Genomic DNA, 24,544 nt, shown 5'->3' with positions numbered 1-24,544 from the left:
CAATATGAGAGGATCATCGTGACCAACGTCGTCATCGCCGGGTACGCCCGTTCGCCGTTCCACCTCGCCGGCAAGGGCGAGCTCGCCCGCGTCCGTCCGGACGATCTCGCCGCGCAGACGATTCGCGGGTTGCTCGACAAGACCGGCGTCGATCCCGCCGAGATCGAGGACATCATCCTCGGCTGCGCCTTCCCCGAGGGCGAGCAGGGCCTCAACGTCGCCAAGCTGATCGCGCAGATCGCCGACCTGCCGATCTCGGTCGGCGGCATGACGGTCAACCGGTTCTGCGGTTCGTCGATGAGCTCGATCCACATCGCCTATGGCCAGATCGCGGTCGGCGCGGGCGAGGCGTTCATCTGCGCGGGGCTCGAATCGATGAGCCGCGTGCCGATGGGCGGCTACAACCCCTCCCCAACCCCGAGCTCGCGAAGAAGAGCGCCGGCGCGTACATGGGGATGGGCGAGACCGCCGAGAACGTTGCGCGGCAATACCAGATCACGCGGGCCGAGCAGGACGCGTTCGCGGTGAAGAGCCAGGACAAGGCCGCCGCGGCGCGCGCCGATGGCCGGCTGTCGGACGAGATCGTGACGATCCAGACCAAGGCGGGGCCGGTGAGCCAGGACGGCACGATCCGCGCCGGTACGACGACCGAAGCGCTCGCCGGCCTAAAGCCTGCGTTCAGCGCGGATGGGTCGGTGACCGCTGGCACGTCGTCGCCGCTTACCGATGGCGCGTCGGCGGTGCTGGTCACCTCGGAAGAGTTCGCCAAGAAGCACGGGCTGACGATTCTCGCACGGATCAAGTCGATCGGCGTGTCGGGTTGCGCGCCCGAGACGATGGGGCTTGGCCCGATCGGTGCGTCGAAGAAGGCGCTGGAACGTGCCGGGATCACCGTCGCGGACCTCGATGTGGTCGAGATCAACGAGGCGTTTGCGAGCCAGGCGATCGCCTGCATCCGCGACCTCGGCCTGAAGGACGAGACGATCAATCTCGATGGCGGCGCGATCGCGATCGGTCATCCGCTCGGCGCGACCGGCGCGCGGATCGTCGGCAAGGCGGCTGCGCTGCTGTCGCGCGAGGGTGGCCGCTATGCGCTGGCGACCCAGTGCATCGGCGGCGGTCAGGGCATCGCGACGGTGTTGGAGCGCGCATGATGGTCGATCAGGTCAAGAAGGTCTGCGTCATCGGCGCGGGCGTGATGGGTGCGGGCATTGCGGCGCAGGTCGCGAACGCCGGCATCCCGGTGCTGTTGCTCGACATCGTTCCGCGCGAGGGTGACGATCGAGACGCAGTGGCCAAGGGCGCGGTGGCCAAGATGCTCAAGACCGACCCCGCCCCCTTCATGTCGAAGCGCGCGGCCAAGCTGGTCGAGACGGGCAACATCGACGATCATCTGGGTCGGGTCGCCGAGTGCGACTGGATCGTCGAGGCGATCGTCGAGCGGCTCGACATCAAGCAGGCACTCTATGCCAAGCTCGAAGCGCTCAAGCGTCCGGGCACCGCGGTGTCGTCGAACACCTCGACGATCCCGCTCGGCAACCTCGTCGAGGGATGTTCGGACCAGTTCAAGGCCGACTTCCTGATCACGCATTTCTTTAACCCGCCGCGCTACATGCGGCTGGTCGAGATCGTTCGCGGTGCGCACACCGACGTCGCGGTCGCGGAGAAGGTCGAGGATTTCGTCGATCGCTTCATGGGCAAGCGGATCGTGCGGACGAAGGACACGCCGGGTTTCATCGCCAACCGCATCGGCACCTACTGGCTGGCGATCGCGATTAACGCGGCGATGGACCAGGGGCTGACCGTCGAGGAAGCCGACCAGATAGGCGGACGTCCGATGGGCGTGCCGAAGACCGGGATCTTCGGGCTGGTCGATCTCGTCGGCGTCGACCTGATGCCGCTGCTGTCGAAGAGCCTGTCGTCCACGCTGCCCGCTGGCGATCCGTATTTCAATACGGTGCGTCCGCTGCCGTTGGTCGACAAGATGATCGCGGAGGGCTTCACCGGCCGCAAGGGCAAGGGTGGTTTCTATCGCTTCGACAAGGCGACGCGAACGAAGCTGTCGCTCGACCTCGCGACCGGCGAGTATCGTTCGGAAGCCAAGCCCGCGGAGTTGCCCGGCAAGACCGGCAAGGATCTCGGTGCACTGATCGCCGAGCCCGGCAAGATCGGCACCTATGCGTGGTCGATCCTCGGCAACACGCTGTCCTACGCGGCGATGCTCGTCGGCGAGGCGGCGGATGATATCGTCGCGATCGATGACGCGATGAAGCTCGGCTATAACTGGAAATACGGGCCGTTCGAGCTGATCGACCGGATGGGTCCCGGCGTGCTCGCCGCGCGCCTTGCCGAGGAAGGGCGCGACGTTCCTGCGATCCTGACGACCGCGGGCGATCGTCCATTCTACCGCGTCGAGAACGGCCAGCGTCAGTATCTCACCGCGGGCGGTGACTATGCCGACGTGCCGCGCGCAGACGGCGTCGAGCTGCTGGAGGACATCAAACTCCGTTCGCAGCCGATTCTCACGAACCTGTCGGCGTCGCTCTGGGACGTCGGCGACGGCGTCGCGGCGCTCGAATTCCACACCAAGATGAACGCGCTCGACGATCAGGTCGTCGCGCTCATCAACGAGGCGATCCCGATCGTCCGCGAGCGGTTCAAGGCGCTGGTGGTGTATAACGAAGCCTCGAACTTCTCGGCGGGTGCAGATCTTGGCGCGGCGATGTTCGCGGTTGGCGCGGGCCTTTGGGACATGGTCGAGGCCAGCGTCTCGGGCGGTCAGCAGGCGTACAAAGCGCTCAAATACGCGCCTTTCCCGGTCGTCAGCGCGCCTGCCGGGCTCGCGCTCGGCGGTGGCTGCGAGATCCTGCTCCACTCGGACGCGGTGCAGGCGCATGCCGAGACCTATGCAGGCCTCGTCGAATGCGGCGTCGGGCTCGTCCCCGGCTGGGGCGGCAATGGCGAGATGCTCGACCGCCGGACCAAGTCGCGCACGCTGCCGAACGGGCCTATGCCAGTGCTGACCAAGGTCTTCCAAGCTGTCTCGACAGCGCAGGTCGCCAAGTCGGCGGCGGAGGCGAAGGAGATGATGATCCTGCGCAAGGCCGACGGCATCACGATGAACCGCGACCGGTTGCTGGCCGATGCGAAGGCCAAGGCGTTGTCGCTGGTCGAGGGTTATGAGGCACCGGAGAAGCCGACCTTCCGCCTTGCCGGCGAGAGCGGCCGGACGGGGCTGAACATGGCGGTGGCGGACTTCCACAAGAAGGGCATGGCGACCGAGTACGACCTCGTCGTCGCCGATCGTCTTGCCGAGGTTCTCACCGGTGGTGAAGCGGATCTCGTCGACACCATGACCGAGGACCAGTTGCTCGACCTCGAGCGCGCGGCGTTCATGTCAAGCGTCAAGGATCCGCGCACTCAGGCCCGCGTCGTCCACATGCTGCAGACGGGCAAGCCGCTACGCAACTGACCCTGTTTCCCCGCGAAAGCGGGGCCCAGGATCAAGCAGCGCCGCGTTCGTTGCCCGGGGCCCCGCGTGCGCGGAGGAACGATAAGTCCATGAAAACTTTTTCACCCGCTGGAATCGGTAAGAAGACTTGACTTGTCTTCGTACAATTCTAGTCGGGACCAATAACTGCCGTATACGGCAACAAGGTCGCGATAACGTCGACGACCTGACGAGACATTTGGTGACCGTACGCATACGGCGCCATCAAACGACACTAGGAGAGGATAGAAGATGTCCCTGTTGATTATCGGTGCTCTGCTCGCTGGCGCTTCCGCGACGCCCGAGACCGTCATCGGTCGCTGGAAGACCGAGACACACAATGCCATCGTCGAGATCGCCCGCTGCGGCCCGTCGATCTGCGGCAAGATCCTCACCTCCGACGCACTCCGCGCCAATCCTTCGATGAAGGACGCGAACAACGCGAACACTGCGCTGCGCAATCGCCCGATCCAGGGCATGCAGATGCTGAGCGGGTTCAAGCCCGACAAGGACGGCATCTGGAGCAGTGGGCAGGTCTACAATGCCGAGGACGGCAAGACCTATAGCGGCAAGATCACGCCACTCGGTGCGAACCAGCTGAAGCTGCGCGGCTGCGTGTTCTTCCCGCTCTGCAAGACGCAGACCTGGACGCGCGTGCGCTGAGGCCACGCCTCCGCCTTCGCCTTCCCCTATCAGTACAGCTTTCAGGACCTTACCCATGACAGTTCGCAACAAAGCTCCGCTTCTCGCGGTATCCGCTCTCGTGTCCGCCTTCGGCTTCGCCAGCACCGCCTATGCCGACGCATTCTATCTCCAGGCGCAGTCCGCACGCGGCGCAGGCCGTGCGTTCTCGGGCGAAGGCGCCGACACAGGTCCTGACTCGCTGTGGTGGAACCCGGCCGCGATCGCCGGCATCCGCGACGGCAGCGCGACGCTCAGCGCGTCCGCAATTCTGCCGAAGGGCGACGTGGTCGACACCGGCACGCGGATCTGCCGCCCGGGCCAGGCCTGCACCGCGATCAGCGGCCAGTCGAACTCGCGCGATCCGATCAACAAAGGTGTCGTGCCATCGGGGTCGATCGCCTATCCGCTGACCGACCGGATCGCCGTCGGCCTCGCGGTGACCTCGCCGTTCAGCTTCACAACCAACTATGATGGGGATAGCTGGGCCCGCTACAGCGCCGACAAGACGCGGCTGCGGACGATCGATATTCAGCCGTCGGTTGGTGTCGTCGTGACCGACTGGCTCCGCGTCGGTGGTGCGCTGAACGTCGAATATACCGACGCAACGCTCAGCAACGCGCTCCCCAACCTTTCCGCGGCGCTGCCCGATGGTCGCCAGGAACTGAGCGGCGACGGTTGGGACTTCGGCTGGACCGCGGGCGTGCAGCTCCACAACGACTTCGCGACGGTCGGCGTTAGCTACAAGTCGAGCATCCGGCACAATCTGAAGGGTGATCTCACGGTCAGCGGCCTCGTCGGTCCGCTTGCGTCATCGAACACGACCGTGTCGGGCGCCAAGGCTGCCTTCAACACCCCGGGTCAGGTGATCGTCGCAGGCCGGTTCCGTGGTACCGACAAGCTGACGCTCAACGCGCAGGTCGTCGCGTATAATTGGAGCAAGTTCGACACGATCGATCTCGGCGCACCGCTGAACACCGCGATCCCCGAGAACTACATGGACAGTTGGAGCCTCGCGGGCGGGCTCGACTATGACGTCACGCCGAAGCTCACCGTGCGGGCAGGTCTGCAGCGCACCAAGTCACCGACGCAGGACGGCTCGCGCGACGCACGCGTGCCCGACGCCGATCGCTGGACCTATGCAGCGGGTGGCTCGTATCAGCTGTCGTCGCACATCGCGCTCGACGCCGCTGCGCAATATGTCGACTTCGAGAACACGACGATCGACCGCATCACGGCGGCGTATGTCGGCACCGCCGCGCAGACCAACATCCTGACATCGGGTGCGCTGCGCAACGCCTCGGCGGTCGTGCTGTCGCTCGGCGGACGTGTGAGCTTCTGATGTCGGACGGGGTGCGTCGCCGGTAGCGGCGCACCCCAAAGCCGGCACCCCGGACTGAGGTGGGTAACAGAGGCGCACGGTGCTCCGCATCTTGCACAAGGCTGCCGACGCCCCACTTCCACAGCCATGGTAAGCTTATATTTGGCGGCGCTGTTGATGGCGCCGAGCGCGGCTGTCCGGCCGATCGGCCCGGACGCTGCACAGTGTTCGCCCGGTAGCGCCCATCCCGCGCTTCTGGTCGAGGTCACCGGTTTCAAGTCGCGCGCCGGGACCGTCCGCGTGCGCGTGTTCGGTGGTGCGCCGTCGAGCTATTTTGACAAGAAGCATGCGTTGCTGCGGACTGAGATCGCCGTACCGCGTGACGGCATCGTCGCGGTCTGCATGCCGGTCGCGCGGCCTGGCGTGTATGCGGTCGACGTTCGCCACGACTATAATGCGAACGGCAAGACCGATCGCAGCGACGGCGGTGGCGCATCGGGCAACCCGCACGTGACGTTGTTCGACATGCTGTTCTCGCGCAAACCAGATCCAAAGACCGTTCAGATCCGCGTCGGGAACGGTACGACGGTCGTCCCCGTGACGCTCACCTATCTCCAGGGCGGATCGCTCAAGCCGATCCGCTAGGTCATCACCACGCGATGCTGCCACCGAGTCTAACCGTGCGCGGTCGCAGCGGGGTGTATTCGGTGCGCGTGGCCAGGACGAACGGGTTACCGCCGGCAAAGCGATCGCCCTTGACGTCGAACACGTTCTCGATCGTAACGCTCAGCCGGACGCGTCCTTTCGACCATGTTGTACCGAAATGCGTAGAGCCATACTCGCCTTGTGACACGTCGAGCGGCGCTTGCGTCCCGATCGTCGAGCGGCCGACATAGCGCCAGGTGGCGTTGGTGCTCATGTGTGATTCAGTGCCAAGTACCCAGGTGTAGCTTATGCCGCCCGATACCGCGAAAGGCGGCGTATTGGGCAATCTGGTACCGACCTGACGCCGCAGCGCGGGATTGGGGTCGGTGACCCCCGTGTCGTTGAGGAACATCGCCGCGTCGAGGCTCAGCCCCGCCACCGGTACCCAGTCGAGGCTCGCCTCGGCCCCACGAATGTGGCTGTTGCCGAGATTGGTGGTGAACGGAAAGCCCGATCGATCGACCAGATCAGCCTGGATATGCCGCCAGTCGGCCACGGAAAAACCGATCGATCCGGCCAGCCCGAGCGGCCCCTTGCGTTCCCGGCGAAGTCCGATCTCGCCGACATGGATGCTGTCGGGCACGAGATCGGCGACCCGGCCAACACCCGGGGCGACGGTGATCCCGCCGGTCCGGAAGCCGGACTGATAGCGCGCGAACGCGGCAAGTCCGGGAGTGAGGAGCCAGGACGCGCCAAGCGTCGGATCGACCCGGGTGACGCTTCGGCCGCGGATGAAATTGGTTGTACGCAAGCTGGCGATCGGATCGCCGTCGCTCCGTTGGTGGGTCAGGCGTCCACCAGCCGTGATCGTCAACGCCGGTGTCACCGCGACGCCGACGTCGCCGAACATCGCGGCATCGAACGTCCGGTTGGTGACGCCGACGATATCGCGCAGCCGGTCGGGAACGCCGTACATGCGGGCATAGGCATCGCGGGCGTGGATCACCGCGACCCCGACCAGCCACCCGGCGCCGTTCGTCCCCGTCCGCGACAGCCGCGTCTCGTGCGAGAACAGCCGGCTGCGCTCGTCGGTATCATAGGCGATCGGCAGGGTCGGCTGACTGGGTTTGGTGGCATCGAACCGGCTTTCGGCGTCACGGTGGACCAGACCGGTCGCAGAGACCAGATGCAGGCCGTCGTCCCACTGCTTGTCGACGACGAGGCGACCGAGGAAATACTGCTGCTCGAAGGGTTGGGCGAGCAGCGAGGCTCGCGCCAGCGGACCGGCACCGCGTTCGGCATATTGAAGGTCGGGCGCGGACACGTTTTGCCCGACGATCCCGGCGTCGATCGTCCAGCCTCGCGCTGGTGCGACCCGCACGTCGAGGCGTCCGCCGGTCGTCTCCACACGATTGACGTTGCGCAAGCCGCGGCGCACGTCGTCGATATAGCCGCCCTCGACGAGGGTGTAGCCAATTGCGCGCACGCCGACGACCTCAGTGCGGATCGGCAGGTTGATCATGCCGGCGAGATCACCGCCCGGAGCCCCTGATCGGGTGGTGCTGACGCCGCCCGACAGGCTGCCGGCCTGTCGTGTCAGATCGACCGGGTGCGGAACCAGGCGGACGATACCGCCGATCGCGCCGGCGCCGTACAGCGTTCCCTGCGGCCCTTCGAGCACCTCCACCTGATCGACGTCGTACAGGTTCAGCCCGGGGTCCGGGCCGTTATAGGCGACCGGCACCTCACCAAAATAGACATTGGCGGTCGCTTGCGTCGGGCCGGTAAAGCTACTGTCGGCGACGCCGCGGATGAACAGCTTGTTGCGGCCCGCCCCGAGCGCGGTCCCCTGAAGGATCGGCGTGGCGGTGATCGCGCGGTCCATCCCGCCGGTTGCGTCGGCGCCGATCAGCGCGGTGCCATCCGCGCGCAAGATCGTCAGTGCTCCCGGAAAACGAAGGCGGGAGGTCGCGCGCTTCGTCGCGGTCACAACCACATCGGGCGTCGGCTCGGCAACGGCCGGCATGATCGGCGGCCGGTCGGGCGCTACGGACTGGGGCGAACGCCGCACCGGACGTGGCGCAATCCGGCGACGAACGATCCGAAAACTTTCCGGGACGAGCCGTTGCGCGGTGTATCCCGTACCCGCGAGCAGTCGATCGAGCGCATCGGCGACGGTCAGCCGTCCCTGGACGCCGCGCGCGCTGACCTGCCCCAACCCAGGCTCGGCACTGCCGATATCGACCCCGGTCTGCTGTGCGAGCACACCGATCGCACGATCGAGTGGACCCGGCGCGATGGCGATCGGCCGTCGCGCCGCCGCCTGGAGGGGAGCGGGCACGGACAATGCGAACGACGGGGCGACAAGCAGCGAAATGGCCAGGCGAAGTTTACGGACCGGCATGGCCTCCAACCAGACGCCAGCGACCATCGACGTGCTCGGCCCGAGCCCCGATCAGCGAGGCCACGCGGGGGATCAGGCGATCCGCGCCGCCCGTGACTCTGATCGATCCGGTGAACGGCGTGTCCGCCAGCGCCGGTGCGACCCTGACAACCGTCCCGGTGCTGCGCTCCAGCGCGGCGACGACCAGCCGTACCGGAGTCTGCTGAAATACGAGCCGTCCCTTGCGCCAGCTGCCGACATCGTCGACCGCGACTCCCGACAGACGCGGCGCCTGACCGTCGAGATGCGACAGGGCCGCGCCGGCGGTCAGCATGATCCGCTCGTCATCGGGCTGGAACATCACCGCACCTTCGGCCACCTGGACGCCGAGATGCGCGCCGACGCGTGCAACATTGAAGACGGTACCGACGTCCTGGAGCCGCATTTCGCCCGACTGGACGACGAACGGGTGCGCAGGATCGTGCGTGACGTGAAAGGTCGCTTCGCCGCGCTCGAGCGTCACCCGCCGTACGGCACTCTGGTCGATCGCCAGTCGCGTGCCACCATTCAGGTCGATCCGGCTGCCATCGCCGAGCATGACCGCGCGACGGACGCCACGCGCCGTCTCGACGATCCGCACCGCGGGGTCGGTCTCCAACGGCAGCATCACACCGGCGATACCCGCGGCGGCAAGACCACCCAATGCCGCAAGCGCCCAGCGACGGCGCGGTGCGGGGCGATCGTCGTTGGCCGCGACGCGGGACGTCGTCTCCGACCAATCGCGGGGCGTCGTCTCCGACCAGTCGGGTGGCGTCAGCGCATCGCCCAGTTCCGCATCGGCGCGGGTCAGCGCATCATAGGCATCGGCATGCGCCGGATCGGCTTCGAGCCATGCGGTGAACGCCAGCCAGTCGTCCGCATCGGCGGAGGGCAAGCGAAGGTGCCACGCCACCGCCTGGTCCGCCGCTGCGCCTGCTCTGCCCTGGTCGGTCCACTCATCGACCATCGCGCTGGTCCTCCTCATGAGGGAGACGTTTGGCCGGCGTGATATCCACACCGGAATTGCTGCGCTGCAAGTGGATTCTCAGATAGGCGCGGTGCAGCAGCTTCTCGACGCCGCTGACGGTGATACCCATCCGTTCGGCGATCGCCTTCTGCGGCAGGTCGTCGAACCGGTACAGGCGGAACGCCGTTGCGACACGGTCGGGCAGGCCGGCAAGCGTCGCCTCTACCCGTGCAAGCCGGTCGCGGGCGATCAATGCGCGTTCGGCGTCCGGATGCTCGTCCGCGGTCGCCTGCGTTTCGAGCCAGTCGGTATCGCGATCGGTGCGCCGCACCGCGCGACGACGCCGGTCGACCGCGATGTTGTTCGCCATCCGGCAGATATAACCGAGCGGTTCGGCGATCGGGCCGCCGGTGACCGTCTCCAGCCGCAGCCAGAGATCCTGCAACGCGTCCTCCGCTTCCTCGACGCTCCCGAGCCGCGCGATGAGCAACCGCAGGAGCATCGCCCGCTCGGCGAGGAAAACCGCACGGAGCCCGCCTATGGTCATGCCGGTCGACCCTTTGCGTCGCTGCGGAACATCAGCGCAAGCGCGACGATCGCGGCACCGTTCTGGAGCAGCGCGTGCCATCCGGCCCCATCGGTGCCGAACGCCCAGAGCATCGCCGGCAACAGCGGGTACAGCGCGAGACTGGTCACCACCCCGACGGTCATCGATCGGCCCGGCAAGCCAAGCGCGGTCAGACCCGATGCGAGTGGTGCGCTTGCTAGCCCCGCGGCACGCGCGCCGGCGATCAGGATCAGGAGGACGGTACCGCCGCCGAAGCTCGCGCCGCCCAGCGCGACCAAGAGCCGATCGCCGGCAAATGCAAGGGTCGCCACGATCGGCACTGCGATCGCGAGTGCCAGACCGGCGCTCCGCCAGACGGTATGCCGGAGCGCGGCCAGATCCTTGCGGGCTACCTGGGCGGCAAGCACGGCGTAACTTGCCTGACTAAGCAATACGGTCGGCTGGGCAAGCAGCGACGTGGCGCGCTGGGTTAGCGCGAGCAAACCTGCGGCCGCCGGCCCGAGCAACCAGCCGACCGTCAACGGGGCGAGATTCGGCGCGAGCTCGCGCACGGTGATGTCGAAATTGGTGATGAGGATGAAGCGCCTGAGGCCATCGGTGTCGCGGGCGGCGTGGCGCCACGGGCCGCGCAACGGTTCCCCGGCGGCCAGCTTGCGCCATGCCACCCAGCCGAAACCCCACATCGCCAACCCCTCGGCAACGGCCGCGATCAGCCAGACCGCGATGAAGCCGATCAACCCGCCGCCCGCGAACCATACCCCGAGTGCGCCGACGAGCCGGATCAGCGGCGACACCGCCTGGTGGATGCCGATCAGGTCGAACCGATTGGCGATCTGGAGCAGGCCCTGCGGGGTCGCGCGGACCGTCGCGATCACCGCCAGACTATACGGAATGGCGATCCGAATAGTGTCCGGCGACCAGCCGAGCCGCGGCCCGATCAACGGGACCAGCAACGCGGCGACGATCACCGCCACCGCGCCGCAGCCAAGTTCGATCACCGCGAGGAACCGGACGATCCGCGCGAACCCGGCACGATCGCCCGCTTCGAGCGCAATCCCGCCATAGCGCACCACGCCGTGAAACCCCGAAAATGCCAGCACGCTGCCGATCAGCACCGCATAGGCGTTGACCAGCACCAGCACGCCGTACTCAGCCGCCCCCAGCCGGTGCGTCACGAGCACCAGATAAACGAGGCTCATCACCCCCGCGGCCGCCTTGCCCCCGAGCAGATGACCAAGGTTCGCGAGGACGAGCCACAGGCCGGACCGCGTTTCAGCCGTCCGTTCGAACGCCCGTTCGGGTTTCGCGGGTCGCACCTCACGAGACGTCATACGGTTGAGGAGCGAGCGCATCGCGAGCGCTTAGACTCCTCCTGTTGCAGCGACGAACAGAAAGTTCCGCCCAGCCCGCAAAGTGACGAAATATTTAATGAGGATCGGCCGCTTCGGGAACGTCTACCGGCCATGAAGATCGGTTTTCTGTTCAATCACGACCAAGTGCATCAGGTCGCGCACGCCCTACCAACCGCGTTGGCGATGGCGGAGGGCTATCCGGATGCGGAGATCGTCGTCGCGACCACCAATGCCCGGCTGACCGACGAAGTCCGGCGGCTGTGCGCAAGGCTGGGTGTCAGCATTCCGCTCGTCGAACTCGGCTTGCGCCGCACGTCGACGCGCGCGCTGGCGAACACGCTCGAATGGGCGCTGCCGGTGACCAAGATCGGCATCTATCGCGACAATCTCGATTTCTTTCGATCGCTCGATGCGCTGGTCGTTGCCGAGAAGACCTCGCTGCTGCTCAAGACGCGCTACGGTCTCGACGATCTCAAGATCATCCACACGCGGCATGGCGCCGGCGACCGCGCGATCGGCTTCAACAAGCATAGCGCAACATTCGATCACGTGCTCGTTTCCGGTACCAAGATCCGCCAGCGCCTTCACCGCGAGGCCGGCGTGCCGTTCAACCGGATGAGCCTGATCGGCTATCCCAAGTTCGACCTGATGCCGGAGCCCGCGCCGCGTCTGCCGTTCCAGGCGAACGGCAAGCCCACGGTGCTGTATAATCCGCATCCGTCGCCACACCTGTCGTCCTGGTATGCGCAGGGCCGTGCGGTGCTCGAGCATTTCCTGCACGACGACCGCTACAATTTGATTTTCGCGCCGCACGTCATGCTGTTCCACCGCAAGTTCGTGCTGACGATCGACAAGTTCCGGATCGACCGTGCCGGCGTGATCGAGCAGCGCTTCCTCGATGCGCCGAACATCCATGTCGATCTGGGCAGCGCGGCCTCGACCGACATGACCTACACCGCGGCGGCGGACATCTATCTCGGCGACGTCAGCAGCCAGGTGTACGAGTTCCTCCACACGCCGCGGCCATGCCTGTTCCTCGACGCGCATGCGACCAAATGGGACGGCGATGCGAACTATGCGCACTGGCAGGCGGGCGAGGTCGTGACCGGCACGGACGGACTCGGCGATGCGCTCGACCGCGCGGTGGCGCAGCATGATCGCTATCGTCCGGTCCAGCGTGCGCTATTCCAGCGGAGCTTCGAGCTGACCGCGGAGCGCTCCGCGGTGCGTGCGGCGCGCGCGGTGATGAGCGTGCTTGGCGATACGATTCCGAGCGTGCTGCCGGAGCGCGAACCGGAGACGGCGATCGGATTGCAGGGGTTGCGCGTAGCCTGAACCGCCGCGAGAAGGCCGGCGCGGCGTCCTTGGCGGGCGTGGCATTTGGGATCGATCGACCACCGTGGCTTTACGCAAGGATATCTGGCGCCCCGCCATCGTGATGGCGACTGCCGAGGCGATCGTCGCACGGGGTTCGATCGAGGGCTTGCCGATGATGTGGCTGCCGCCGATGGGCAGCTTCCAGTTTCTCGCGGACCCGTTCGGGCTGTGGCGCGACGGACTGTTGCACGTGTTCGTCGAGACCTACGACTACCGCGTGCGGATCGGGGCGATCGAAGTGCTGGTCTATGACGCCGACTTCCGCTTGGTCGACCGCCAGCCGGTGTTGAACGAGCCCTGGCATCTGTCCTATCCGCTAGTGTTCGAGGCGGAGGGGGAAACGTGGATGCTGCCCGAAGCGCACCGCTCGAACCGGCTGACGCTGTACCGTGCGGTCGACTTCCCGACCCGGTGGGAGCCGGCGCACGTGATCGAACTCGATCACGTCGCGGTCGATGCGACGCCAATACTTCACGGCGGGCTCTGGTGGCTGTTCTATACGTCGGCGGACCGCGAACCGGACAAGATGCGTGCTCTGCACGTCGCCTATGCCGAGCGACTGGCGGGCCCGTGGATGCCGCATGCCGCCAATCCGGTGCGCGTGGACGTTGCGAGCGCCCGCCCCGGCGGGATGCCGCTGGTGGTCGACGGCCAGATCGTGCTGCCGGTGCAGGATTGCAGCCGGACCTATGGCGGCGCGATCCGGCCGCTGACGATAACGACGCTCACGCCGGAGCGGTTCGAGGCTGAGATCGGCGATGCACTGGTGCCGCCGGCATCGTGCGCGCCGTATGTCGAGGGGTTCCACACGCTGTCGGCAGCGGGACCGGTGACGTTGGTCGATATGAAGCGCACCGAATTGTCGTTGCACGGGCTTTCGATCGAAGCCGTCCGCGAAGTCAGGAAACTCGGTCGCGCAGTCCGAAAGCGCGCATCCGTTCGAGGATAGCCAGCCCGGTCGCGGCGAACCGCTCGGGTCCGAAGGTGGCCAGAACGCGGGTGCGTGCGGCCTGCCCCATCGCCGCCAGTTGCGCCGGCCTCGCCAGCATCGATGACAGCGCCCGCGCCAACGCGACGGGATCGCCGGGCGGAACGGTAAAGCCGGTTTCGCCCTCGACGATCGTGCCGGGGAGTTCGCCGACCGCCGAGGCGACGACCGGCAACCCCGCCTGCATCGCCTCGTGCGCGGCAACGCACAACCCCTCCGATCGCGACGGCTGCACATAGACATGACAGTCGGCGAGGAACGCTGCCGGCTCGGCCATGTAACCGGCGAACCGCAGCGTCTTCAGCCCGAGCGCTTGGGCGCGGGCTTCGAGCGCCGCGCGTTCTGCTCCGTCGCCGGCGATGACGATCTCGTACGGCGTGCGCGTTTCGATCAAGGCGAGCGCCTCGATCAGCACGTCGTAGCCCTTGACCGGGTGGAGACGGCCGAGACTGCCGATGCGTACGGGCTGCCCTTCCTGCCACGGGGTTGCCTGTCGCGCGTTCGGATCGGCGCGGAAGATCGACCATTGCACCAGACGCGCGGACGGAACGTGAAGCCGTTCCGCGGTCAGCCGGGTTACCGCGGTAGAATCCCTACCCACAGCCGCGACAGACGCTGCATCGCGCGCAGCAGGACGCGGTTGGCGGGCTTGAGGAACGCGGCGTGCTGCCAACTGACGACCGGCCAGCCGCGACGCAGGCCGACCATCTGGCCGAGCAGCGTCGCGCGGGTCAGCGACGTCCAGAGATGCGTCGGCGCCCAGTCGCGGAGTGTCGCATCGAGCCACCAGAGCGCCGCGACGTGATCGGTCTCGCCGCCGTCGCGCACCTGCACGTCGAACCCGGCGGCGCGCATCGCCGTCTCGCCGCGGCGGTCGCGTGCGGTCAGCGCAAACACGGCCACCTCCGCCCCGCCGTCGCGCAATATCCCGAGCACCGCGGGCACCGGCGACGCGGCCCCGCCGCCTTCGACCGAGTTGATCACATAGGCGATCCGCATCGGCAGAGCGCTCACGCGCGCACCGCCGCGAACAGATCGAGATAGGCTTTAGCGACCGCACCGATCCGGTGGTGCGCAACCGATGCTGCCAGTTGCGCCGGATCGGGCGGCGATTGGGACAGCATCTGCGTGATCGCCTGCGCCAGGGCGACGGTGTCGCCAAGCGGTACCACCTTGCCCGCCCCCGGTGCGTCGAGCAATCGCGTCGCTGGCGTGCAATCGGTCGCCACGACCGGCCTGCCCGCCGCCAGCGCCTCGACAATCACGGCCGGATAGCCCTCGAAATCGGACGGCAGCACGAACAGCCGCGCAACATCGAGCCAGGGTCGGATGTCTGCGACATAGCCCGGGAATGCAATCCGATCGGCGATCCCCAGCGTCTCGGCTTGCCGCCAAAGCGCGTGCGCTTCCGGGCCGCCGCCGGCGATCACCAGCCGGGCCGATTTTTCGGGTAACGCGGCGAACGCTGCGATCAGTCGCGCAAACCCCTTCTCTGGCACCAGACGCCCCGCCGCCAGGATCGCCGGGCTCTGCGTTTCCGGGATTGGGATCGGCGGCACACTATCGTCGGCCAGCGCGGGCAACGCGATCGTCGTGGCGACGCGGCGGCGGAGGATCCGCTCGGCCTGATCGCGCGCGACGTCGGACAGCGTGACCACCGCCTGCACGTGCCGTAGCAAATATCGCATCCGACGCTCGAACGCCCATTGCCGCACTCGACCGCGCTGCGGCTTGTCGAGCGCGGCGCTGACCTGCGCGATGACGGGTATGCCCGATCCGGCCAGCGCGGCGGCGACGGGCCAGTGGAAATTACCGGGGATGAAGACGCCGTCGAACCGGCGCAGTGCGACGAAGGCGCGGGCCGCGTGCGCAAGACGACGGCGCGATCCGCGGCCGCGCGGAATCGGCGGATCGGCAATCGCGACGTCTACCCGGTCCCCCGCCAGACCGCGGAGTGGCCCTGCGTCCGATCCGGCAAAGATGGTGACCTGGACACCGCGCTTTGCCCACGCTTCGGCGAGCCGTACGGCAACGCGTTCGGTACCGCCCAGGGCGAAGTCATGAAGAACGATGAGGATCGACAGGGCGGCCATGACCGCGCGGTTAGCCCCGACCTTGCCCCGAAGCCAAGCCTAGTTACATCGCGACCCAGATCCGGTCGTGGCCGAGATCGAAGATTACCCGCATGTCCTCGAACGCGCTGAGCCCGACCGTTGGGCTGGGGCCGTGCACGACGATGGCGGTCTTGAGGATCGAATGGCCGAGCGCGACGGCGCTGGCTACGGTCGGGGCGGTCACGGCGGTGGCGTGCGCAAGGTCGAGTACCGCAGCGGTCGGTGGCGCGGCGTCGAGCGTCAGCGGCACCGTCATCGTGCCGTCCGCCTGGTGCGTGACCGGGATTGCGGTCATGCCGCATTCGGCGCGCGCTGCCTCGCCCGGCAGCAACAGGCGGAGTTCGTGATGCGGGAAGTCGATCTCGATCGGGTGCGCGTCGAGGATATCCTGGCCGATCCGCAGGTCCGCACCGTCCGCCGGGGCCGGTTCGACCGCGGCGATCGGCGCGTAGAGATACTCCGCGCGAATACCGATCTTGACCCGGTCGCGGTGTGAGATCCGATCGGCCAGCCTCGTGCCGATCGCCGAGCGCGGCGCGCCGGGGACGATGGCGATCGTCGTAGGCGCGTTGTCCACCCGGCCGTGGAACAGCAGGGCTGCCGCCATCAAGACGAACTTGCCGCTCGTCGCGCCTATCATGCCGCCCATCAGTTATCCTCCTGTGACGCCGCCGCCCGCGGCCTGAAATAGCGCAACCGTGTCGGCCAACCGGGCGGCACGCGCCTGCACCGCCTGCCCGCGTGCCTGCGCGTCGGTGGCGGTCGCGTTGAGCAATGCGGGGGTGCCGACGTCGCCGAGCGCGAGTTGGCGGCGGACGAAGTCGAGCGCCCGGCCGGATGCGTCGGTCGCGCGCGTGGCGGAGTCGAGCGCGTCGGCGTCGGTGCGCAGACCGGTCAGCGCGTCGGACACGTCGCCGAATGCCTGGAGCACCGCGGCACGATATTGCGCCTTCGCCCCATCCAATGCGGCCTCCGCAGCATGCTGTTGATGACGAAGCGCGCCGGCATGGAAGAGCGGCTGGGTGATGCCGCCGATCAGCGTCCAGAACGGGTTGCCGCTCTTGAACATGTCGCCGAACCGCTCGGCGGTGCCGCCCGCCGATCCGCTGAGCGAAATCGCGGGGAGCCGTGCGGCAATGGCAGTGCCGACATCGGCCCCTGCCCCCTCGAGTTGCGCTTGCGCGGCCAGCACGTCGGGGCGTCTTGCGACCAGATTGGAGAGGACTATCAGGGGCAGATCGCGTGGAAGGGTCAACGACGCGAGCGTCGGTAGCGGCGGCATGTCCGAGCCTGCCGAGCGCCCGATCAGCGTTCCGATGACCACGCGCTGATGCGCTTCGGCGCGGACCAGCGGGGAGTGCGCCTTCGGCCGTCGCGAGTGCCGCCTGTTGCGTGGAGACGTCGGCGGCGCCGACGGCGCCGAGTTGCTGGCGCTTGACCAGTGTCTGCAGGATGTCGCGGTTGACCGCGATCGCGGTCTGCGCCGCGACGATCTGCTCGGCGAGCGAGGCGCGCTGGATCACCGCCTCGACCAGGTTGGCGATTACCGTCATCCGTGCCGCCGCGAGCCGCTGCCGCTGCGTCTCGGTCGCGGCGCGCGCGGAGCGGATTTTCGACCGCGTGCCGCCGAACAAGTCGGGCGCGTAGCTGACCGTTACCTGCGCGGTGTGGAGCGTGTAGAGCTGCTGGTTCTGGTCCGCGACCGCGGGCGACAGCGCGTTCGAGATCCGCGTGCGCTCCGCCTGATAGTTCACGTCGGCCTGCGGCAGCGCCGAGCCCGCCGTGGCGGAACCCTGCTCGCGGTATTGCCGCAGCGTTGCCTCTGCCACGGCGATGTCGGTCGCGTGCGCCTGCGCCTCGGTCACCAGCATGTCGAGCTGCGCGCTGCCGAAGGTGCGCCACCATTCGGCCGGTACTGCCGGAAGCATGGTAGCCTGGGTCGCGCCACTAGAAGGCGCGAAGGTCTGCGCGGCGGGCGCCGGCGGAAGGCTGGCGTGTGCGTCCAGATGGTGAGGCCCCATCGTGCAGGCGCTCGTAACGCCGGCGAGCAGGAGGATGGCGAGACGCTTCATGCTTGGACCTCCGGATGGGCGTGATGGCCGACGTCACGCCCGTGTGCGCCGCGATCCTCGGGCGGCACGCGCTTCGAGAAGCGGTCGATCAGCACCGGCAGAACCAGCAGGATCAGGATCGGCGCGAGCGTCATCCCTCCGACGACGACCAGCGCGAGCGGCTTCTGCACCTGGCTGCCGATCCCGCTCGACAAGGCAGCGGGGAGCAGGCCGATCGCCGCGACGAGGCACGTCATCACGACCGGGCGCAGGCTGTGACGCACTGTCGTCGCCAGCGCATTCTCCCGCCGCGCGCCCTCGTCGACGGCGTGATTGTAGGTCGTGACCACCAGGATTCCGTCCATCACCGCGATCCCGAACAGCGCGACGAAGCCGATCGCGGACGAGATGCTGAATGCGGTCCCGGTCAGCGCAAGCGCGAGCACGCCGCCAATGATCGCCATCGGGATTGCCGAGAACGCCAGCAGGCTGTCGCGGATCGAGCCGAAGTTCGCATAGAGCAGCAGCAGGATCACCAGCAGGCTGATCGGCACCACCACTTCCAGGCGCGCGACCGCGTTGTTGAGGTTGTCGAGCTCGCCCGCCCATTCGAGATGATAGCCCGACGGCAGATGCACGGTCTGGCCGATCCGCGCATGCGCCTCGTCGACCGCCCCGCCGAGATCGCGGCCGCGGACCGAGAACTTGATCGGGATGTAGCGCTCCTGATGCTCGCGGTAGATGAACGAGGCACCCGTCGTCAGCTTGACGTCGGCGACTTCCGACAGCGGCACCTGGATCGTGCCCGCGCCATCGGGCGACGGCGCACCGATCGTGATCCGGCGGATCGCGTCGATCGTGTCGCGCTGTTCGGGTTTCAGGCGGACGACGATCGGGAAGTGGCGATCCGTCCCCTTCTCGTACAGATCGACGTTCGACTGCCCGCCGATCGCCGCGGCGACGGTCGCGTTGATGTCGTCGGGTGTCAGGCCGTAGCGCGAGGCACGCGCGCGATCGACGTCGATCCGCACGGTCGGCTGGCCGAGCGACTGGAACACGCCCAGATCCTCGATCCCGCGGACCTTGCCCATCTGCGCCTTGATCTGGTCGGCGTATTTTTCGAGCGTCGCGAGATCGGGGCCGAACAGCTTGATCGAGTTCGCGCCCTTCACGCCGGACGCCGCCTCCTCGACGTTATCTTCGATTATCTGCGAGAACGAGAAGTCGACGCCCGGATATTTGGCGGTCAGACGCTTCGACAGTTCCTCGGTCAGCGTTTCCTTGGTGACACCGCTCGGCCAGGTGTCGAACGGCTTCAGTGGCACGAAATATTCGGCGTTGAAAAAGCCCGTCGAGTCGGTGCCATCGTCGGGGCGACCGTGCGCGGACAATACCGCCTGCACCTCGGGATATTGCATCAGGATGCGGCGGACGCCGTTGACCACCGGCTGCCCCGCCTCGAGGCTGACCGACGCGGGCAGCGTCGCGCGGATGTACATGTTGCCCTCTTCGAGGTGCGGCAGGAACTCGATCCCGAGCGAGCGCACGCCGACCAATGCGAGCAGCATCAGCAACGCAGCGCCACCGATCGCGACGACCCGGTTGCCGAGCGCGAACGCCGCGGCGGGTTCGTAGACGCGGCGCAGTTTCCCGACGATCCACGTCTCCACTTCGGACAATTTGTCGGGCAGCAGCAACGTCGCCAGCACCGGTGCGACCGTGAAGGTCGCGATCAGGCCGCCGGAGATCGCATAGGCATAGGTCTTCGCCATCGGCCCGAAGATGTGCCCCTCGACGCCGGTCAGCGTGAACAGCGGCAGGAAGCTGGCGATGATGATCGCGGCGGCGAAGAAGATGCCGCGGCTGACCTCCGAACTCGCGCCGAGCACCGCCGAGAAGCGGTTGGCCAAGGTGTAATGCCCCTTGCCGCTTTCGACATGCGCGGATCGCTCGACCATGTGGCGGAAGATGTTCTCGACCATGATCACGCAGGCATCGACCACGAGCCCGAAATCGAGCGCACCGACCGAGAGCAAATTTGCGCTTTCCCCCTGCAACACGAGGATCAGGATCGCGAAGGCGAGCGCGAACGGGATCGTCGCCGAGACGATGATCGCGCTGCGCAGATTGCCGAGGAATATCCACTGGAGCGCGAAGATCAGCAGGATGCCGACCACCATGTTCTCCAGCACGGTGTGGATCGTCAGGTGGATCAGGTCGGAGCGATCGTAGATCCGGTCGAGATGGACGCCCGGCGGCAGGATTCCCGACGCGTTGATGTCGGACACTTCCTTCTGCACGGCCAAGATCGTCGGCATCGACTGCGCGCCGCGCTGCATCAGGACGATGCCCTGGACGATGTCGTCCTGGTCGTTGTAGCCGGCGATCCCAAGCCGTGGCGCGTTGCCGATGCGGACGTGCGCGATGTCCTTCAGCAGGACGGGCTGGCCACCGCCGGTGCCGACGAGCACGTTCTCGATGCCGCCGACCGACTGGATCAGCCCGATGCCGCGGACGATCGCCGCCTGCGCCCCGAAGTTGATCGTCTGGCCGCCGACATTGCCGTCGCTCTTGGCGAGCGCGGCCAGCACCTGCGATACCGTCACATTGTGCGCGGCGAGGCGATCATTGTCGATCACCACGTCGTAGGTGCGCAGCTTGCCGCCCCAGCCGGTGACGTCGATCACGCCCGGGATCCGCTTGAACCGGCGCTGGAGCACCCAGTCCTGCAACGTCTTGAGGTCCATCACCGAATAGCCCTTGGGCGCGGTGATCTTGTAGCGGAAGATCTCGCCGACCGGGCTGGTCGGGGACAACGTCGGCTGCGCGCCACCCTGGAGTGGCGGCAGCTGCGACAGGCGGTTGATGACCTGTTGCTTGGCCTCGTCGTTGGTCAGGTCGTAGCTGAACTGGATCTTGATGTCCGACAGCCCGAACAGCGAGATCGCCCGGATCGCGGTCAGATGTGGGATGCCCGCCATGCCGACCTCGATCGGGATGGTGACGTTGCGCTCCATCTCCTCGGCGGAGAGGCCCTGCGTCTGGGTGATGATCTCGACCATCGGCGGGACCGGATCGGGATACGCCTCGATGTTGAGATTGTAGAAGCCGACGCCCCCCGCCACCAGCATGGCGACGAAGATGCCGACGATCAGCAGCCGCTGACGCAGCGCGAATTCGACGATCCGGTTCATTCGCCGAGGCCGGCTTCGTTGACGAACAGCGCACCCGCGGTGACGATCCGCTCGCCCGATCGCAGACCGGCGGTGATCGCGACCTTCCCGTCCTGCTCCTCGCCCGCGGTGACGTTCCGCGCGATCAGCAGGCCCTCGGGGCGCACCACCCACACGCGCGCGTCGTCGCCTTCGTGGATCACGGCGGCGGCCGGGACTAGCAACGCATCGCCACTGTGCGAGCGCTGGATCGAGAAGCTCGCGAACATCTGCGGCTTCAGCGCTCCGTCGGGATTGGCGATCGTCGCACGCACCGGCAGGCGACGGCTCTGCGGATCGAGCGCGGCACCGACCAGGTCGATCGTCGCGTGGAAGCTGCGGCCCGGCAGCGCCGGCGTCGTCACGGTGACGCTGTCGCCGCGATGCACTGCGCTCGCGTCGTTCTCGGCGAGTTGCGCGATCAGCCAGACGTGTGAGGGGTCAGTGATCGTCATCACCGGCTTGTCGCCGCCCTGCGAGAGATACTGCCCCGCGGACACGTCGCGCGTCGCGATCAGCCCGGAGATCGGCGCGTGCAACGTCGTCACGTCGTGGATCCCGGAGACTTCGCCGACATTTTCCAGGCGCGAGATCTCGCCTTGCGACTTGCCGAGGATCGCCAACTTGTCGCGCGCCGCACCGAGCGACGCCGCCGCCGTCCGCGCGGTCGCCTGCGCGGCGGCGAGATCGGTCTTCGCCTGCTGATAATCCTTCAGCGCGCCGCCCGCCGTTTCGTACATCAGCCGCTGGCGTTCGGCAGTCCGCTCGGCCGTCGCAAGTTGCACCTGCGCGTTCTGTGCAGCGGCGCGCGCTGCGAACAGCCCGCTGCGCGCATCGACGAAATCGCTCGTTTTCACCAGCATCAGCGGCTGGCCCTCGGTCACGTGCTGCCCCGCATCCGCGAGCACGCGCACCACCTGCCCCGAATAGGGCATCAGCACCGGCGTGCTGCGATCGCCGTCGACGGTGATCGCGCCGCTCGCGAGCGTCCGCGCATCGGACGCGCCATAGCCGACGCGCATCGTCGTCAGCCCGGCCATCTGGTCCCTGGTCGGCCGGAACGTCCCCGCCGGCGTGACCGGCGCCGACGCAGGTTCGTGGTGCGTGAGCTTGCCGATCAGCACGACGATCAGCACCAGCCCGGCGATCACGCCGGCCGCGATCCCGAGCCAGCGTAACTGCGCGGATCGCGAAAGCTTGGCGGCGGGAGGGAGCGTTTCGGGTGTCGTCGATGCGTGCATAATCAGCCCCTTGGGGATTAGACTGGAGCCGGTAGCGCCGCTGGCTTACAGCGCGCTTACGGATGCTGCGCCGCGGCAAGATGAGGTCGAGTCCGATGCGCGTGCTGTTGATCGAGGACGACGCAGACCTGGCGCAGGCGCTGACCGCAGCGCTGGCCCCGCGCGGGTTCGCAGTCGATCTCGCGCGCACTATCGAAGACGCCGAAGCGTATCTGAAGGATGGCGACTACGCCGCGGTCCTGCTCGATCTCGGCCTGCCGGATGAAGACGGACTAGCACTGCTTCACCGGATGCGGAGCCGCGGCGACACTCGCCCAGTGCTAATTCTGACGGCGCGTGGCACGATCGACGCCCGCATCCGGGGCTTGAACGAAGGCGCCGACGATTATCTAGTGAAGCCGTTCGACGTTGACGAACTCCACGCCAGGTTGCTCGCGGTGATGCGGCGCCAGGGCGGGTATCTCGGCCGCTCGCTGACGTGCGGACGGCTGGTGTTCGACGTCGAGATTCTGCGTCGCACACGTAGAGGGTACGACGATCGCGCTGTCGGTACGCGAGACCGAACTGCTCGAACTGCTGCTGCGTCGCGCCGGCAACGTCGTCCCCAAGCGGATCGCCGAGGATCACCTGTTCGGGCTCGGCGGAGACCTCGGATCGAATGCGGTCGAGGTCTATGTCCACCGCCTGCGCAAGAAACTCGACGACGCATCGAGCAGCGCGCGGATCGAGACGGTGCGCGGCGTCGGCTACATCATCGTCCCCAAGCCATGAGACTGCGTCTGCCGCGTTCGCTATTGGGCCAGTTCGTCGCGCTGCATGTCGTGACGGCGCTGATCGCCACGATCGCGCTGTCGCTCGGCGTCGCTGCGCTGCTTCACAGCACCGCGGATCACTACCAGCGCCGCCTGCTCCGCCAACAGGCCGCCATCGTCGCGAATGCCCTGCCGCTGATCACGCTACCCAGCGACGTCCTGACCGACGGCATGGCGGTCGCGATCATCGACCGCCGGCGCACCGTCCTGATGGCGAAGGGCCCCGCCCGGCCGCGAATCGTTGCCGCCGTGCCGATGGACCACGGCGCGCACTTTTTCCGCCGCGGCGTGATCGAGGCCTACAGCGTGCCGGTATCCGGCGGCCGCTGGATCGTCGCATCGCAGGACAGCGCCGCCCCCGAAGTCATCACCGACGACATCGTCAGCGCCTTCCTCAAACGCTTCGCGCTGCTCGTCCTGCCGATCGCCGCGCTGGTGCCGCTGATCGGCGCTTTGCTAACCCGCCGCCTTACCCGGCGGATGCAGGCGGTGTCGGCGACCGCCGCCGCGATCTGCCCACGCACGCTCGACACGCGGTTGCCGCGTGGCACGCTGCCGTCCGAGGTAGAGCCGCTCGCCGCCGCCACCAACGAAGCGCTCGACCGGCTCGAAGACGGGTTCCGCACGCAGACCGCGTTCGCCGCCGACATCGCCCACGAGCTCCGCACACCGCTTGCGGTGATCCGGCTGCGCGCCGATGCAGTCGGCGACGCAGCGGTGAAGGACGCGCTGCTCGCATCGGTGGACCGCGCCGCGCGCGTCGTCGCGCAACTCCTCGCGCTCGCCGATCTCGAACGCCCGGTGGAAGATGCCGGCGAACCGCTCGACCTCGCCGCGCTGGCCGAAGCAGTGGTCACGAATCGGGCACCGGGCATTCTGGCCGACGGCCGAACGATCGCCCTAGAGAATCTGTCGGCAGACGCCGCGGCCATTGGTTATTCCGGCGCAATTCTCCTCGCACTGGAGAATCTCGTCGACAATGCGGTTCGCCACACGCCGCCCAGTACCGCGATCGTCGTGAGAGTCGGCCCCGGCGCGCGGCTCAGCGTCGTCGACGACGGCGATGGCGTGGCGCTCGAGCACCTCGCGCGGCTCAAGCATCGCTTCTGGCGCGGCGACGGAACTCGGTCGGAAGGCTCGGGGATCGGTCTGTCGATCGTCGATCGCGTGGCGCGTGCGCATCACGGCGTTCTCGACGTTGCACCTGGTCCCGGCGGCAAGGGACTGTGCTTCGAGATCGCGTTAGGATCGATTACGCCGCGACGCAGGTAGCAAATCACGCGACAGTTCGGCTAAGCACCCC

Annotated in this window: 17 protein-coding genes and 2 pseudogenes; 8 read left to right on the top strand and 11 right to left on the bottom strand. The window is 67.3% G+C overall.

The window, feature by feature from the left end; genetic code table 11:
• Nucleotides 1-18 precede the first annotated feature (18 nt).
• The 5 genes and pseudogenes from QP164_RS05060 (at nt 19) to QP164_RS05040 (ending at nt 6,137) form a co-directional block, all read left to right on the top strand.
• A pseudogene (locus tag QP164_RS05060) lies at nt 19-1,154 on the top strand (thiolase family protein).
• Nucleotides 1,154-3,472, top strand: a complete 2,319-nt coding sequence (locus QP164_RS05055) for a 3-hydroxyacyl-CoA dehydrogenase/enoyl-CoA hydratase family protein (RefSeq protein WP_333924187.1) — start codon at nt 1,154-1,156, stop codon at nt 3,470-3,472. The pseudogene QP164_RS05060 and the gene QP164_RS05055 overlap by 1 nt, the downstream one beginning before the upstream one ends.
• A gap of 270 nt (nt 3,473-3,742) precedes the next feature.
• Entirely contained in the window at nt 3,743-4,153 is a 411-nt protein-coding gene (locus QP164_RS05050; RefSeq protein WP_333922391.1) for a DUF2147 domain-containing protein, read from the top strand.
• 55 nt (nt 4,154-4,208) lie between these two features.
• Nucleotides 4,209-5,513: an OmpP1/FadL family transporter gene (locus tag QP164_RS05045; protein ID WP_333922390.1), complete on the top strand. Its 1,305-nt coding sequence runs from the start codon at nt 4,209-4,211 to the stop codon at nt 5,511-5,513.
• Between the two features lie 141 nt (nt 5,514-5,654).
• Entirely contained in the window at nt 5,655-6,137 is a 483-nt protein-coding gene (locus tag QP164_RS05040) for a DUF2141 domain-containing protein (RefSeq protein WP_333922389.1), read from the top strand.
• A 4-nt stretch (nt 6,138-6,141) separates the two neighbouring features.
• Here QP164_RS05040 and QP164_RS05035 read toward each other — a convergent pair whose 3' ends face one another.
• The 4 genes from QP164_RS05035 to QP164_RS05020 are packed head-to-tail and all read right to left on the bottom strand — an operon-like array spanning nt 6,142 to nt 11,446.
• Nucleotides 6,142-8,478, bottom strand: coding sequence for a TonB-dependent receptor domain-containing protein (locus tag QP164_RS05035; RefSeq protein WP_333922388.1), 2,337 nt, complete (start codon nt 8,476-8,478; stop codon nt 6,142-6,144).
• A gap of 49 nt (nt 8,479-8,527) precedes the next feature.
• Nucleotides 8,528-9,526: a FecR family protein gene (locus QP164_RS05030; protein WP_333922387.1), complete on the bottom strand. Its 999-nt coding sequence runs from the start codon at nt 9,524-9,526 to the stop codon at nt 8,528-8,530.
• A complete protein-coding gene (locus tag QP164_RS05025) occupies nt 9,516-10,073 on the bottom strand; it encodes an RNA polymerase sigma factor (protein ID WP_243643157.1) in 558 nt (185 codons plus the stop codon). Before QP164_RS05025 ends, QP164_RS05030 begins: the two co-directional genes overlap by 11 nt.
• Nucleotides 10,070-11,446 (bottom strand): lipopolysaccharide biosynthesis protein, encoded by a 1,377-nt coding sequence (locus QP164_RS05020; protein ID WP_333922386.1) that lies wholly within the window; start codon nt 11,444-11,446, stop codon nt 10,070-10,072. Before QP164_RS05020 ends, QP164_RS05025 begins: the two co-directional genes overlap by 4 nt.
• A gap of 111 nt (nt 11,447-11,557) precedes the next feature.
• On the opposite strand from QP164_RS05020, the gene QP164_RS05015 reads away from it, so the two are divergent.
• Nucleotides 11,558-12,781: a hypothetical protein gene (locus QP164_RS05015; RefSeq protein ID WP_333922385.1), complete on the top strand. Its 1,224-nt coding sequence runs from the start codon at nt 11,558-11,560 to the stop codon at nt 12,779-12,781.
• A 64-nt stretch (nt 12,782-12,845) separates the two neighbouring features.
• Nucleotides 12,846-13,772 (top strand): glucosamine inositolphosphorylceramide transferase family protein, encoded by a 927-nt coding sequence (locus QP164_RS05010; protein WP_333922384.1) that lies wholly within the window; start codon nt 12,846-12,848, stop codon nt 13,770-13,772.
• Here QP164_RS05010 and QP164_RS05005 read toward each other — a convergent pair.
• From QP164_RS05005 to QP164_RS04970, 7 genes and pseudogenes are all read right to left on the bottom strand, one after another.
• Nucleotides 13,723-14,412 carry a glycosyltransferase family 4 protein gene (locus tag QP164_RS05005; protein WP_333922383.1) on the bottom strand — a complete coding sequence of 230 codons (690 nt, stop codon included), beginning with the start codon at nt 14,410-14,412 and terminating at the stop codon, nt 13,723-13,725. The genes QP164_RS05010 and QP164_RS05005 overlap by 50 nt on opposite strands.
• Nucleotides 14,388-14,825: a hypothetical protein gene (locus QP164_RS05000; RefSeq protein WP_333922382.1), complete on the bottom strand. Its 438-nt coding sequence runs from the start codon at nt 14,823-14,825 to the stop codon at nt 14,388-14,390. The genes QP164_RS05005 and QP164_RS05000 overlap by 25 nt, the downstream gene beginning before the upstream one ends.
• The gene (locus tag QP164_RS04995; RefSeq protein WP_333922381.1) at nt 14,822-15,904 is read right to left on the bottom strand and encodes a glycosyltransferase; all 1,083 of its coding nucleotides are present in this window, start codon (nt 15,902-15,904) and stop codon (nt 14,822-14,824) included. Before QP164_RS04995 ends, QP164_RS05000 begins: the two co-directional genes overlap by 4 nt.
• 43 nt (nt 15,905-15,947) lie before the next feature.
• On the bottom strand, nt 15,948-16,574 hold the full coding sequence (locus QP164_RS04990; protein WP_333922380.1) for a hypothetical protein: 627 nt from the start codon (nt 16,572-16,574) through the stop codon (nt 15,948-15,950).
• A gap of 3 nt (nt 16,575-16,577) precedes the next feature.
• Nucleotides 16,578-17,997, bottom strand: a pseudogene (locus tag QP164_RS19765) (efflux transporter outer membrane subunit).
• Entirely contained in the window at nt 17,994-21,170 is a 3,177-nt protein-coding gene (locus tag QP164_RS04975; RefSeq protein ID WP_333922378.1) for an efflux RND transporter permease subunit, read from the bottom strand. The pseudogene QP164_RS19765 and the gene QP164_RS04975 overlap by 4 nt, the downstream one beginning before the upstream one ends.
• Complete coding sequence (locus QP164_RS04970; RefSeq protein WP_333922377.1) at nt 21,167-22,429, bottom strand: efflux RND transporter periplasmic adaptor subunit; 1,263 nt, start codon at nt 22,427-22,429, stop codon at nt 21,167-21,169. Before QP164_RS04970 ends, QP164_RS04975 begins: the two co-directional genes overlap by 4 nt.
• Before the next feature lie 80 nt (nt 22,430-22,509).
• Between QP164_RS04970 and QP164_RS04955 the strand changes: the two genes are divergently transcribed.
• Nucleotides 22,510-24,513: a hybrid sensor histidine kinase/response regulator gene (locus QP164_RS04955; protein ID WP_443027421.1), complete on the top strand. Its 2,004-nt coding sequence runs from the start codon at nt 22,510-22,512 to the stop codon at nt 24,511-24,513.
• Nucleotides 24,514-24,544 lie beyond the last annotated feature (31 nt).

The sequence above is a fragment of the Sphingomonas sp. LR59 genome (assembly GCF_036855945.1).
Lineage (GTDB): Bacteria > Pseudomonadota > Alphaproteobacteria > Sphingomonadales > Sphingomonadaceae > Sphingomonas.
This window is presented reverse-complemented; position numbering and strand designations above follow the sequence as displayed.